Origin of the sequence: Erwinia pyrifoliae DSM 12163 (genome assembly GCF_000026985.1) — a bacterium.
GTDB lineage: Bacteria > Pseudomonadota > Gammaproteobacteria > Enterobacterales > Enterobacteriaceae > Erwinia > Erwinia pyrifoliae.
Map to the genome: position 1 here is coordinate 1,299,677 of NC_017390.1, position 13,514 is coordinate 1,313,190.

The window sequence follows — 13,514 nt, forward strand, 5'->3', positions numbered from 1 at the left end:
TTTTCACCTTTAAGCGATCAGCTGTTCCATGATCCGTTGATACATGCGGCTAAGCAGCTGCAGATCGGCGGCCTTTACGCATTCATTGATTTTATGAATGGTGGCGTTTACCGGACCCAGTTCAACCACCTGCGCTCCCGTACGTGCAATAAAGCGCCCATCGGAAGTACCGCCGTTAGTAAGCAGCTGGGGTTTGATTTCATTATAGTGCTCAACCGCGTTGACCACCGCATCGACCAGCTTGCCGCGCGGGGTAAGGAACGGCTGGCCGGAGAGTTTCCACTCAATGCTATAGCGCAACTGATGGCGGTCGAGCAGTTCCTTCACCTGCTGCTGGATAATGACATCAGTCAGTTCGGTGCTGAAACGGAAATTGAACTGAACGAAGCAGTCACCGGGGATCACGTTGTTGCTGCCGGTTCCGGCCTGCACGTTGGCTATCTGCATACTGGTGGGCGGGAAAAATTCGTTGCCTTTGTCCCACTCGGTTGCCACCAGTTCATTCAGGGCAGGGATGACACGATGCACCGGGTTGTCGGCAAGGTGTGGATAGGCCACATGGCCCTGAACCCCGTGAACGGTCAGATTGGCGGTGATGGAACCACGGCGGCCATTTTTCACCACATCACCCACCACTTCAGTGCTGGAGGGTTCGCCCACCAGGCAGTAATCCAGGCGTTCATGTCGCGCCATCAGCGCCTCGACGACTTTGACCGTCCCGTTGGTGCCGCTGGCTTCTTCATCAGAGGTTATTAGAAACGCCAGCCGCCCCTTGTGGTGCGGATTGCTGGCAACAAAACGTTCAGCAGCCACGACCATCGCTGCCAGCGAACCTTTCATATCGGCCGCACCACGGCCAAACAGCATACCTTCGCGGATAGCCGGTTCAAACGGGGGGGTTTGCCAGTGCTTTACATCGCCGGTGGGGACGACGTCGGTATGGCCGGCAAAGGCCAGAGTTTCACCTTCACCACGCCACGCCCAAAAATTGAGCGTATCGCTGAAATTCATTGGCTCAATGGTGAAGCCCAGCGCCTGCAGGCGAGCGATAAGGATCTCCTGGCAACCGGCATCATCGGGGCTGAGGGAAGGGCGACGAATAAGCTGATGCGTTAGCTCAATGACCGGACAATGCATGATTATGATTTCTCCATGATAAACGATTGGTAAGTGGTTTCATTGAAGCCCAACAGCATAGAGCCGTCCGGGGCGCAGAGCAACGGGCGTTTAATGATTGCGGGCTGCGCCAGCATTAATGCCAGCGCGCCGGCGGGGGTATTCACCGCTTTACGTTCTGACTCATCCAGTTTACGCCAGGTGGTTCCACGCGTATTAAGCAACGCTTCCCAGCCCAGGTTATCGATAAAGCCTTGCAGTAATTCTGCGTCCAGCCCGTTAACGCGATAGTCATGGAATTGGTAATCCACGCCGCTGGTTTCAAGATACCTGCGCGCCTTCTTTATCGTATCGCAGTTTTTTATGCCATAGAGGGTGAATTTGGGTTCTATGTGGTTTGTCATGATAATTACCTTGTCCTGTCCGATCAGGGTTGTAGCATACAGGCGATCAAAAAGCATGAAAACCACAATGAAAATCCATATGAATCATTGTGTTTATTATTTAGTCGAGCTTGAGGTAAAAATCGTATATGTAGATTTCGTTAGAAGCATGGCGATCTTATATGGCACCGGGTTAATATAAGAGGGCGTTGTATCAATGAGTTATCTTCCAGTTGATTTTGTTAATGTGACGTCTTTATTTACTGGTTCGAAGGAAGTATTAAATAAGTTCCCGCTCGGGCCGTCTGGTTTTGACCAGTCGTCATTCGCCTCCAGCTTTCTGTTTTATTTTTTTAATCCCAGAGGCAGGAGATATTGATCTAATGAACTGACTGCATCACTGTCATTTGGCTAATAGTGGTAATAATTGTCAATGTGCGTTATTCAAAATGGTATTGAATGTTGGGATGATTATGGCTGCTTTATGCTCATTGTGGAAAGCCAGATCAACTCATTGTTCTGCTGCCATTATTAATGGCGTGCTGTGCAGAATTTTCAAAGGCGAATTTATAATCGGGCATTCATTCTGATCCGCTAATTTATAGTGATTACAGGGGGAGCAAACTTGTTTTCATTTTTTTGGCGTTAATTTCTATAACATGCTCATATTGGCTAAGACTTTCCCCGATCGCAAAGGGGGTTTAAAGCGGTCCGGCTAACCTGATAGCAATCAGGCTGATAAAGTTGCTGAACGGCGGCAGAAAGCTTGATGGCTGAATGCTAAACCAGACTTTTTACGCTTTGTCAGGCAAAGTCAGACTGACGTACCCTTCTGTTTCTTGTGGGTTTCATCTATATTCTGATCGACTTAATGGTGCATTATCGTTAAAAGCACCCCTCAACAGGGGGGTAAGAACCCGTTTCAGGAGGAGCGCGCGATGAACTACATGAAAGAGTCTGACGCACATGTGGTCGAAGAAACCCGGTCGACTATCGTATTGACCCGAAAAAAAGCCACCCGCTGCGTGGAGTTTACTCATATCGTCGAGGCGGTGTTGAAAGAACACCCGGATGCGAAGACGCATATCGACAGCGACAGCGGCGGTTATGACAAAGTGGTTATTCTTAAATAATTGACTTCCCGGCCGCCACGGCGTGCCGGATAGCCTTTTTTTCCTTATCCGGGTGACGCGAACGCTGCATGACCACCTTTCCCGTGGTTATTTTCCCCTTCAGAGAATCAACATCGGCAGGTGGTGTCGCCGCTATTAAAAAGGCCGTGTGAGACGGCCTTTAAGCAGGGCTTAAATACCTAATGCCCTGTTTATTTTCTCTACAAACTTTTCGTCAACGAAAACGCCAACCAACGTCATTATGAAAGCAAAACCCAAAATTCCAATCGGCGTTGCAAGAATAAGACTGTATGCAAAAGCCGTCAGAGCGCTTGCTCCTTTACCGGCTAACAGGGTTTCCAGCTTGACATAAAACGGCCTCCAGTTGTGGCTATCAATCGCTTTCTTAAATTCCATAGCCGTTTCATAAACATCAATCCCGGAACTGACTAAACCCAACCCCTTACTGAATCTGACAAAGTTTTTTGCTATTTCAGCTTGGGTAAGTGATTCAAGCGCTTTGCTGATGGCTTCTCGATCTTTAAGACTGAATTTTTTGCTCAGAACATCCTTGTATTTTTCGAAGGAATCCAGTGCTTCATCGGCGTTGCGTATCTGCTTTCCTTTGACATCCCATGCCAGTTCTTGCGCGATTTCTGCTGACTTTCCCCCCCATTTTTCGGTTAACTCCTTATAAAAGTCTGCGGTGAATTTAACGGCACTGATAGTTTCGTCGTTATCTTTGTCTTCTTCGGCAAGCGGTTTGAAAGGTATAAGTGGATGGACGGGCGGTGGGCGAAGTGGGGTGGTTTTTATCGGCACAAAGGGTATCAGGGCTGCCGGTTTTTGCAGGGCCAGGTCTGGAATGATGGTGATAAAGGGGGTTAAAGGTGGCTCTATAACTACCGGCTCAACAATAACGGGCTTAATGACAACCGGTTCCGGCATCAGTGGTTTGATCGCCACATCGGTAAGCGGATTTTTCGCATCAGCTATCGGGGTTGGTCTGTTTTTATGTTCTTCAAGTTCTTTTATGACCTGTTCTTTTTTTTCAATACGTATTTTTTCGTTATTAAGATGTTTTGTCTTGTTGATAACATCATCACAAATTATTTTCACCCGATCTAAATAAGTAACAAGATTATTTTTTTCTTCCATTTCTTGCTGTAGTTTGGGCAGGTAAAACCTATTCCAAAGTTCTATAATATGGTGATAGATCGGGCTGATGCTTAATACGAAATCAAATACAAACGGACGTGCATCTTTGAAGTTATGCATTTTAACATCGTCACGCGCAATAAATTGCTCAAAAGCCGTTGTCGTTGCCTGGGTTTTGGCGCTTACGTCCTGCTCCGCATTATTTTTTAACGCCATGTTAGCCTGCAACGCCTTTAAGGCTTCTTCCAGTGCTGCTACTGCTGTGTTGAGTTCTGCGTGATGAATAAGTCCTGATTTTCTTAATGAATCCAGTAAGTCTGTTGATTCTCGTACGATCTGTTCGCCATTTTGATGATAAGCACTTCTCGCTTTGGTCATCAATTGGTTTATTTGCGCTTGCCCTTCCCGAATGGATGTCAGGCTGTGATGGCCGAGTTTGTTCGAATCGTAGTGAGCGACGGGTCCGGTTCCGTGCGACATTTGGCTACCCATGCCTGGCCAGCCAACATAAACCGGACGTGCAGTGTTGCTGCCGATAAGAGAACCAGCACCTACAGGGTCGCCGGTGATGGTGATGATAACATGCCCATCGGTGCCGTAAGGGATGCCGTCCCGGTAATAAGCCAGAGTAGCCATAGATTGCTTCCTCATATAATTATGCGAATGAAATGTTTTTTATTTTCCCACAGCCTTTTATAAAAATGGCACTGCCAGTGTTAACTCGTGCATCAGGCTAATTTACAGCCCTGTGGTTTTTATTTTGAATAAAATTGATCTTATATATAGGATTGTGGAGCGCGTGGTTTGAATAATGCCGGAATGAAAATCTGTGTAAGCTGTTAATCTGAAAAGTTTATGTCCCCTTCACCCAGCGTCTGATGCCTGCTGCTATTCTGGTGTGGGGTAAAATAGCATAACGAGCATATAATCAAATTATTGCGCTGATAAAATCCACCGCGTCATCTGTTTCTTTATTTATACGCATCATATAAGGGGTGAGATATTTCCAGCAGAATCGCTGGTGATGAAGAGGGAAATATTAACATAACAATAATTTTCTTTCTTCCATGGCCGTTGGATATCGTAAAATGGCTATCTGAACAGGATTGATGCGATATTTCTCATCTCTTTATTAACGCGGTATGGTTAATGTATGGTTGAAAATTTCAGGTTGTTGCCGCAGATTCCCTTATGTTGATGAAGGGAAGGCTAAACGCGACTCTTGTTGCCTGCTCATGCCGATGCGGCTGCGTGCAGAACTGTCAAGGGCTTGCAGGCGCGGTGCCATCGCCAGATAACGCGATAATATTGGGTTCGCTGACCAATATCGCCATTTTGTCAGACAACTGGCCGTATGCCTTGTTATCCATTGAGTAAATACCTGCCATAAGTTTCACTGCCGCCAGCGAACGAGATCCACATCTGGTATTTTTATAAGGTTAATCTTAAAATAGGCCAGAAATTAATGGGAGGTTATGATGATTGATTTAGAACTGGGGAACTGGAAAGACTTTATTGAAGAGATGTTACGTAAGTAGCGCGTTCAACAAGAACAGCGCGTCAACACTGATGCGTTTCTACTTTCAGTAGCAAAGTGAAAAGGCAGCCATTAGCAGGCTGCCTTTTTACTGTGCTCATTGCGGCTTATCTTTTAGCGGGAAGCGCCGCCTTACCAGCACAAAGAACAGGGGAACAAAGAAGATGGCCAGCACCGTGGCGGAGATCATTCCACCTAATACGCCGGTACCTACCGCATGCTGGCTGCTGGAACCTGCCCCCTGACTGATGGCCATCGGCAGCACGCCAAAGATAAATGCCAGCGAAGTCATCAAAATCGGGCGCAGACGTTGACGCGAAGCCTCCAGCGTCGCCGCCATCAGTTCGCTGCCACGGCTATTGATCTCATTGGCGAACTCAACGATCAGAATGGCGTTTTTCGCCGACAGTCCGACTACCGTCAGCAGACCAACCTGGAAATAGACGTCGTTTTCCAGCCCGCGCAGCCAGGTGGCAATCAGAGCGCCCAGCACGCCTAACGGCACCACCAGCATCACCGAGAAGGGGATTGACCAGCTCTCATAGAGTGCTGCCAGACACAGGAATACCACCAGCAGTGAAAGCGCATACAGCGCCGGAGCCTGCGCGCCGGTCATCCGTTCCTGCAACGATGCCCCGGTCCACTGCAAACCGATGCCGTTTGGCAACTGACTGACCAGTTTTTCCATCATATCCATGGCTGCACCATTGCTGACGCCCGCTGCCGACTCGCCAACAATCTCCAGCGCCGGATAGCCGTTATAGCGCTCAAGACGCGGTGAGCCATTTTCCCAATGCGAACGAGCGAAAGCGGTAAACGGAACCATCCCTCCGCTGGCATTGCGGACGTACCACTTGCTGATATCGTCAGGCAGCATGCGGAATGGCGCATCGGCCTGCACATAGACTTTTTTCACCCGCCCACGGTCAAGGAAATCATTAACGTAGGTCGATCCCCAGCCGGTTTGCAGCGTGGCGTTGATATCATGGAGGGATACGCCCAGCGTCTGCGCTTTACGTTGGTCGATATCAATACGCAGCTGCGGGCTGTCATCAAGCCCGTTATGACGCACACGCGTCAGCGAGGGGTTTTTCTGAGCCATTTCCAGCAGTGTATTGCGCGCATTCATCAATGCGCGATGCCCCAGTCCGGCGTTGTCCTGCAATTCCATATCAAACCCGGCCGAGTTACCCAGTCCGGTGATGGCCGACGGGCTGCTGGCAACCACTTTTGCTTCGTTAATTCGGCTAAATGCTTTGGTGGCGCGGTCGATAATCGCAAAGGAGGTGTTATCACTGCCGAGGCGATTCTGCCAGTCTTTCAGGCGCACAAAAAGGCGTGCCACGTTTTGACCATTTCCCCCCGGCCCCGCACCCACGGTGGCAAATACCGACTGCACGTTATCTTGTTCATGGGTCAGATAGTAGTGTTCGACTTTTTCCACTACCGTCATGGTTTGTTGCAGCGTTGAGCCAGGTGGCAATTGAACCTGGGTGGTAAAGAGACCGCGATCTTCCAGCGGCAGAAACGAGGTGGGCAGGCGCATAAACAGCAATGCCATGACGGCGATAAGTGCCAGATACACCACCAGCCAGCGTCCACCTTTGACGAGCATTCTCCCTACGCCGCGCTTATAGCGTTCGGCGTTGTGGTTAAAGGTGCGGTTGAACCAGCCAAAAAAGCCGCGTTGTCCGTGGTGATGTCCCATGGCCAACGGTTTTAACAGGGTGCAGCACAGGGCAGGGGTGAGGATCATCGCCACCAGTACTGACAGCACCATGGCGGAGACAATGGTGACGGAAAACTGGCGATAAATGGCACCGGTAGTACCGCCAAAGAAAGCCATTGGCACGAATACTGCCGACAGTACCAGCGCGATACCGACCAGCGCCCCCTGAATCTGACCCATCGACTTACGCGTGGCGTCACGCGGGGAGAGACCTTCTTCAGTCATAATTCGTTCGACGTTTTCAACCACCACGATGGCATCATCTACCAGCAGTCCTATTGCCAGTACCATGGCGAACATGGTCAGCGTATTGATGCTGTAGCCAAAGGCATAAAGCACGCCGAAGGTGCCGAACAGCACCACCGGTACGGCAATCGTGGGGATCAGCGTGGCGCGGAAATTTTGCAAAAACAGGTACATCACCAAGAAAACCAGCAGCACGGCTTCAAGCAGGGTTTTCACCACATCTTCAATGGATGCCTTCACAAAAGGCGAGGTCTCAAAAGCGATCTCGGCTTTCAGGCCGTGAGGGAAAAAGCGTGACAGCTCGTCAAGACGCGCGCGTACTAAAGTATCGGTTTGCAGCTCATTAGCACCTGATGCCAGTTTGATACCCAAGCCGGAGGCGGCCATGCCGTTGTAGCGGCTGAGGTAATCATACTTTTCTGCGCCAAGCTCAATGCGGGCGACTTGCCCCAGCGTCACCACCGATCCATCGGCATTCACGCGCAGGGTTATCGCACGAAATTGCTCCGGAGTTTGCAGTAACGACTGTGAGTTAATCGTGGCATTCAGCGCCTGGCGATCTACCGATGGCAGACCGCCTAATTGCCCCACCGCCACCTGGCTGTTTTGCGATTTAATGGCGTCGACCACCTCCGTGGTGGTCAGCGCATAGTTAATAAGCTTGTTCGGACCCAGCCAGATGCGCATGGCATACTGTGAGCCATAGGCATCCACCTGACCCACGCCATTGATGCGGCTGAGGGGATCCTGAAGATGGCTGGCCACGTAGTCGGCAATATCCTGCTTATCCATACTGCCGTCGGTCGACACGAAAGCCACCATTAATATATTGGTGTCGCCGGTTTTATTCACATTGACGCCTTGTGCCTGCACATCCTGGGGTAATTTGCGCAAGGCGGTTTGCAGCTGATTTTGTACCTGCTGGCGAGCTTCATCCGGATTGGTACCGGCCTCGAAGGTCAAGGTAACGGTGGCCTGCCCGGTATGACTACTTTGTGACGACATATACATCAGGTTGTCAAGGCCGGTCATGTTCTGCTCAATAACCTGGGTCACGGTGTTTTCCAGCGTTTCAGCCGAGGCACCGGGATAGTTAGCGGTGATACGAACGTTAGGGGGGGCCAGATCGGGATATTGTTCTATCGGCAGAGAGACGATTGCCAGCCCTCCGGTTAAGCACAACAGAATCGCCAATACCCAGGCAAAAATGGGGCGGTCGATAAAAAAATTCGCCATTTAAACTCACTCCACAGCTTTTAGCCGAACAAAATCAATGCGTGCCCCTGTTCCTCGCTCACCGTCGGCATATTGAGTCTGGAGCGCGGCAAATATCATCAATTATTCAATACGCTGCGGCAGCGAATTACTCTACCTGCCGCAGCGCCAATAATCGTGAAGAAATTGAGGAGATAATGTAAATTATCGTGCGCAATTCACCGCCCCACCCGCCGTCTTTAACGACAGAATTCCAGCCAAAGTACGGTTGCCGCCACGCGCGTTCTGACATTGAGTTTACGCAGCACGTTACGTATATGCACTTTTACCGTTTGTTCCGAGATCGCCAGATTCTCTGCGACCTGCTTATTTGTCAAACCGCTGGCCACTTCCTTCAGCACTTCTTGCTCACGCACGGTGAGGAGGGCAAGCGGGTCGCATTTCCAGCTTTCCAGAGCGCCCGGAGCCTGCAGACGGTGGCTCCAGGCCACTCCACCTTCAGCCACCTTAATAATTTGCGCCAAAAGCTCTTCGGGGTCGCTGTCTTTGAGCAAGTATCCTTCTGCTCCGGCTTCCTGCAGCGCCGTGAAGTCCCGGCGTAGAGCCGAAACGGTCAGCACGACAACCCGGGATGCAATGCCGCTTGCATGGAGCGCATTCAAGGTTTCAAGTCCGGACATTCCCTGCATTTTCAGGTCAAGCAGGATCAGATGTGGGTGCAGTTGCCGGGCCTTGAACAGGGCTTCTTCGCCATCACCTGCTTCGGCGATGAGGTCAAAACGCGGCTCCATCGCCAGCAGATGATGCAGACCACGGCGCAACAGTGGATGATCGTCCACAATTAACACTCTGTATTTTTGTGCTTCCATGCCAGTATTTCCTTGTTTTAAAAGATCTCAGTCATCGGGGTAAAGTGCAAAGATACGCTGGTACCTCCTTTCGCATGTCGTTCAATTAACAGCGTGCCGTTTAAACGTGCGGCACGTTCATTCATGATATTCAGGCCGTGATGCCCGTCCGGCTCTTCCAGGCTGGCAATGCCGACGCCGTTGTCTTTTATCGTAATAGCGATGCCGCCTTGGGGTAATGGCCTGCTGCCGACGCTGATTTCCGTGGCGGAGGCGTGACGAACGGCATTAACCAGCGCTTCACGTACGATGTGCACGACATGAATTTGCTGTTGTGCCGCCAGCTGCCCGCTAAACTGACAGGCTAAAGTGATATGTGCGCTGCTTTGCTGGTGAAGCGGGGCGACGGCCTGTTCCAGTGCGTGCGCCAGGCTGGCGGGGGCGACGGTAAGACGGAAGTTGTTCAGTAGCTCGCGCAACTGGCGACTGGCACCGGTGAGGGACTGCTCCATCCCGGCGACGATGTCCAGCGCGGTCGTGTCATCAGGCTCTATCGCGCGTCTCAGCCTGACCAGTTGGATGCGCTGAAAGGTCAGTTCCTGCGCCAGAGAATCATGCAGTTCAGCGGCAATGGTTGCCCGTTCCTGCTGTATCAACAGGCCATGTATTTGCTGCTGATTGCGCCAGCGCTCCAGCGCGTTGGCCAGCATTGCGGCGAGGCTTTTTATGATCGGTCGCAGTGGGCGCGCGCCCTGCCAGCGCAGTTTGCCACCGGGTGGTCGCGATGGGTGGCGCAATGACAGACTGTGCCAGCGCGTTTGGCCGGCTTTTTTGCCAGCACTGAGTACGCCAAATTCCGGGGCAGATAGCTCAAGCCAGGCGAGTTTTTCGTGGCTGACTACCAGCGCCAGGGTTTGCTGAAAGGCCCGCTGGCCTTGAGTGCTGTGGCTGAGCAGTTCAGAACAGGCAATAAGCAGCCGGAGACGGCGGTTAGCCTGCCTGACATTGGCATGTTTCATGACCTTCCCTGTTATGACTTCAATTTACCCGTTACGTGGCAGGTTATACACAGTCAACGAGTTGTAAAAAAGTGCCCGGGCAGGCTGCTGGTGACGCAACGCTGAATGACCCAGGTAACATTAATTGCTTTAGTTACGTGATTATAACTTCTAGTGGCAATTTACTGAAGGGGTAGTTTTGATGGCTGATAACTGGCTATATCAGCCTTGCTCAGACATATCTCTTTACGTTCAAACGATATTCTCCCGGGTTAGTCGACAATACTAATGAAGCCTTTACTCGGGGTTCACGCTGCTTTGCATTTAACGGGTAATAATCAAACGTGTCACTAACCCGCACAGTTTGAGAAGAAAAAATGAACAAAAAATTATCTGCTCCGATCGTAGCCACTCTGCTTGCTGTTACGTCATTCTCAACGCTGGCCGCTACTCAGGTTAATGAGAGCCAGGCCAGCAGTTTGCATAGTATGGGCACCGTGTCGATATCCGGTGCCAGAGGCACTTTAGATGACGCTACCCATAAGCTAGCCAAGAAAGCCGATGCGATGGGGGCCAGCAGCTACCGGATTATCGGGGTGACTAATCCTGCTGATTCCAGTCTGTGGTTCGGCAACGCCGAGATCTACCGCTAAGTCACGCCTCCTCTTTACCCCTTCATCCCTGTGTAGTCATTCGTGTTGTCACTGACCGACCGCCCTTTGCGGTCGGTTTTTTTATGTGCAATTCGACAAAGATGACACAAGTTCACTATTTCCAGCGTGGATTTTTTGCGTCAATTAATCAGAAGAGTTAGGATGCATCGCCGCATTTTCTCTGACAGAGGTTGCGAGAAAACTCCGGCAGCAGGGGGATTGTTAAGACATGTGCCGACAAAAGCAAACGATTGGTTGGCCTATAAGAAAAAGGATACCGGGGACAGGTAACCGCATCACACAGTGAACAAGACAACTAGGATTAAAAATGAAAGCAGACAAAAAAACGGGTGCAGAAAAACGTGCAGCAAGAAGACGTTGGTTAAATTCCCATGATTCCGGTTACCATAAAGCGATGGATAATCGTCATGTTCAGATGATTGCCATCGGCGGCGCCATCGGTACGGGCCTGTTCCTTGGCGCTGGCGCGCGTCTGCAGGCTGCTGGTCCGGCGCTGGCGCTGGTCTATCTGGTTTGCGGTATTTTCTCTTTCTTTATTCTGCGCGCGCTCGGTGAGCTGGTATTGCACCGACCTTCCAGCGGCAGCTTTGTCTCTTACTCCCGCGAATTTCTTGGTGAAAAAGCCTCCTATGTGGCTGGCTGGATGTACTTCGTTAACTGGGCGATGACCGGCATTGTTGATATCACCGCCGTAGCGCTGTATATGCACTATTGGGGAGCGTTTGGCGACGTGCCGCAGTGGGTGTTTGCGCTTGGTGCGCTGGCCATCGTTGGTACCATGAACATGATTGGCGTGAAGTGGTTCGCTGAAATGGAGTTCTGGTTCGCGCTGGTCAAGGTACTGGCGATTGTCGTATTCCTGGTGGTGGGCGTGGTGTTCCTCGGTAGCGGTAAGCCGCTGGATGGTAACGCAACCGGTTTCCACCTGATCGCTGATAACGGCGGTTTCTTCCCCAACGGCCTGATGCCTGCACTGGTACTGGTTCAGGGGGTGGTGTTTGCCTTTGCTTCCATCGAGCTGGTGGGAACCGCTGCAGGCGAGTGTAAAGACCCGAAAATCATGCTGCCAAAAGCCATTAACAGCGTTATCTGGCGTATTGGTCTGTTTTACGTTGGATCGGTGGTGCTGCTGGTTATGCTGCTGCCGTGGAATGCTTATCAGGCAGGACAGAGTCCGTTTGTGACCTTCTTCTCCAAACTTGGCGTGCCATATGTTGGCGGCATAATGAATATTGTGGTACTGAGTGCGGCACTTTCCAGTCTGAACTCGGGTCTTTATTCAACCGGACGCATTTTGCGTTCGATGGCGATGGGCGGTTCAGCGCCGAAGTTTATGTCCAAAATGAGCGGTCAACAGGTTCCTTATATGGGAATTCTGGTCACCGTGTGCGTCTACATTATCGGCGTGTATCTTAACTATATAGTGCCTTCCAGCGTGTTTGAAATCGTCCTGAACATAGCGGCGCTGGGTATCATCTCCTCCTGGGCCTTTATCGTGGTCTGTCAGATGCGTCTGCGTAAAGCGATAAAAGAAGGCAAGGCGGAAGAGGTGAGCTTTAAATTGCCGTGGGCTCCGTTTACTTCATGGTTGACGCTGCTGTTCCTGTTCAGCGTACTGGTACTGATGGCGTTTGACTATCCGAACGGCACCTATACCATCGCATCGATTCCGCTGATAGCCGTGGTGCTGATCCTTGGCTGGTTTGGTGCACGTAAGCGTGTCCATGCGCTGGCGCAGGAACAACATAAGCATTGATGAACGCCGGGCGGTGCTGCACAGGCACCGCTCTCAGGGTGATTATTCCATCGCCCCATGCGACAAAACGTACCAGAATCAAAGGCTGCCGATTACCTTTACGGAGCCTGTATGTCAGCCAAGATTAACGTCATTAAAAATAAAATCCTGTCAGAAAACGGGTTCATCCTGCGCAATTACACCTACGATCTCACCGCTAAAAACGGCACTGTCCTGCAGCATAAACGCGAAGTCTACGACCGTGGCAACGGGGCTACCATCCTGCTTTATAACCGCGACAAAAACAGCGTGGTGCTGACGCGCCAGTTTCGTATTGCTACCTGGGTAAACGGTAATCCCGCAGGGGAACTGATTGAGGCTTGTGCCGGGCTGCTGGACGATGACTCCCCGGAAGAGTGCATCCACAAAGAGTCTATAGAGGAAACCGGTTACGCCATTGGCGAGGTGGAAAAGCTGTTTGAGCTGTATATGTCCCCCGGTGGGGTCACTGAATTGCTGCATTTCTTTGCTGCGCAATACAGCGATGCTCAGCGCGATAATGCGGGCGGCGGGGTAGGGGATGAAGCGATTGAGGTGCTGGAAATGACGTTTCCACAGGCCTGGCAGAGGGTCAAAGATGGCCACATCAAAGATGCGAAAACGGTCATTCTGTTACAGCATGCCTTGCTGGCGGGATGGCTGCATTTGGACTGAACGCTTGCCGCTATCGACTATCCCGTTCACTTAACCCGGTTAAGCGAAC

The 13,514-nt window shown here is 51.0% G+C and carries 11 protein-coding genes; 5 read left to right on the forward strand and 6 right to left on the reverse strand.

The genetic code is table 11. The features are described 5' to 3' along the window. Window positions 1–9 precede the first annotated feature (9 nt). Entirely contained in the window at window positions 10–1,137 is a 1,128-nt protein-coding gene (dapE, locus tag EPYR_RS05710) for a succinyl-diaminopimelate desuccinylase (RefSeq protein ID WP_012667459.1), read from the reverse strand. A gap of 2 nt (window positions 1,138–1,139) precedes the next feature. Further along, window positions 1,140–1,520, reverse strand: coding sequence for an ArsC family reductase (locus tag EPYR_RS05715; RefSeq protein ID WP_012667460.1), 381 nt, complete (start codon window positions 1,518–1,520; stop codon window positions 1,140–1,142). A 917-nt stretch (window positions 1,521–2,437) separates the two neighbouring features. Here EPYR_RS05715 and EPYR_RS05720 point away from each other — a divergent pair. Continuing rightward, entirely contained in the window at window positions 2,438–2,632 is a 195-nt protein-coding gene (locus tag EPYR_RS05720; protein WP_012667461.1) for a hypothetical protein, read from the forward strand. Between the two features lie 171 nt (window positions 2,633–2,803). Here EPYR_RS05720 and EPYR_RS05725 read toward each other — a convergent pair whose 3' ends face one another. After that, complete coding sequence (locus EPYR_RS05725) at window positions 2,804–4,405, reverse strand: colicin-like pore-forming protein (protein WP_012667462.1); 1,602 nt, start codon at window positions 4,403–4,405, stop codon at window positions 2,804–2,806. Between the two features lie 842 nt (window positions 4,406–5,247). Between EPYR_RS05725 and ypfM the strand changes: the two genes are divergently transcribed. Then, entirely contained in the window at window positions 5,248–5,307 is a 60-nt protein-coding gene (gene ypfM, locus EPYR_RS20245; protein WP_004158969.1) for a protein YpfM, read from the forward strand. A gap of 96 nt (window positions 5,308–5,403) precedes the next feature. Here ypfM and acrD read toward each other — a convergent pair whose 3' ends face one another. The 3 genes from acrD to EPYR_RS05740 all read right to left on the reverse strand — a co-directional run bounded on the left by acrD (window position 5,404) and on the right by EPYR_RS05740 (window position 10,363). After that, the gene (gene acrD / locus EPYR_RS05730) at window positions 5,404–8,517 is read right to left on the reverse strand and encodes a multidrug efflux RND transporter permease AcrD (RefSeq protein ID WP_012667463.1); all 3,114 of its coding nucleotides are present in this window, start codon (window positions 8,515–8,517) and stop codon (window positions 5,404–5,406) included. 218 nt (window positions 8,518–8,735) lie between these two features. Next, window positions 8,736–9,365 carry a response regulator gene (locus EPYR_RS05735; RefSeq protein WP_012667464.1) on the reverse strand — a complete coding sequence of 210 codons (630 nt, stop codon included), beginning with the start codon at window positions 9,363–9,365 and terminating at the stop codon, window positions 8,736–8,738. A 17-nt stretch (window positions 9,366–9,382) separates the two neighbouring features. Next, on the reverse strand, window positions 9,383–10,363 hold the full coding sequence (locus EPYR_RS05740; RefSeq protein ID WP_012667465.1) for a histidine kinase: 981 nt from the start codon (window positions 10,361–10,363) through the stop codon (window positions 9,383–9,385). A gap of 356 nt (window positions 10,364–10,719) precedes the next feature. On the opposite strand from EPYR_RS05740, the gene EPYR_RS05745 reads away from it, so the two are divergent. From EPYR_RS05745 to nudK, 3 genes are all read left to right on the forward strand, one after another. Further along, the gene (locus EPYR_RS05745; protein WP_012667466.1) at window positions 10,720–10,995 is read left to right on the forward strand and encodes a YdgH/BhsA/McbA family protein; all 276 of its coding nucleotides are present in this window, start codon (window positions 10,720–10,722) and stop codon (window positions 10,993–10,995) included. A 328-nt stretch (window positions 10,996–11,323) separates the two neighbouring features. Further along, window positions 11,324–12,772, forward strand: a complete 1,449-nt coding sequence (ansP, locus tag EPYR_RS05750; protein WP_012667467.1) for an L-asparagine permease — start codon at window positions 11,324–11,326, stop codon at window positions 12,770–12,772. Window positions 12,773–12,883: 111 nt separating this feature from the next. Further along, window positions 12,884–13,465: a GDP-mannose pyrophosphatase NudK gene (nudK, locus tag EPYR_RS05755; protein WP_012667468.1), complete on the forward strand. Its 582-nt coding sequence runs from the start codon at window positions 12,884–12,886 to the stop codon at window positions 13,463–13,465. Window positions 13,466–13,514: the final 49 nt, after the last annotated feature.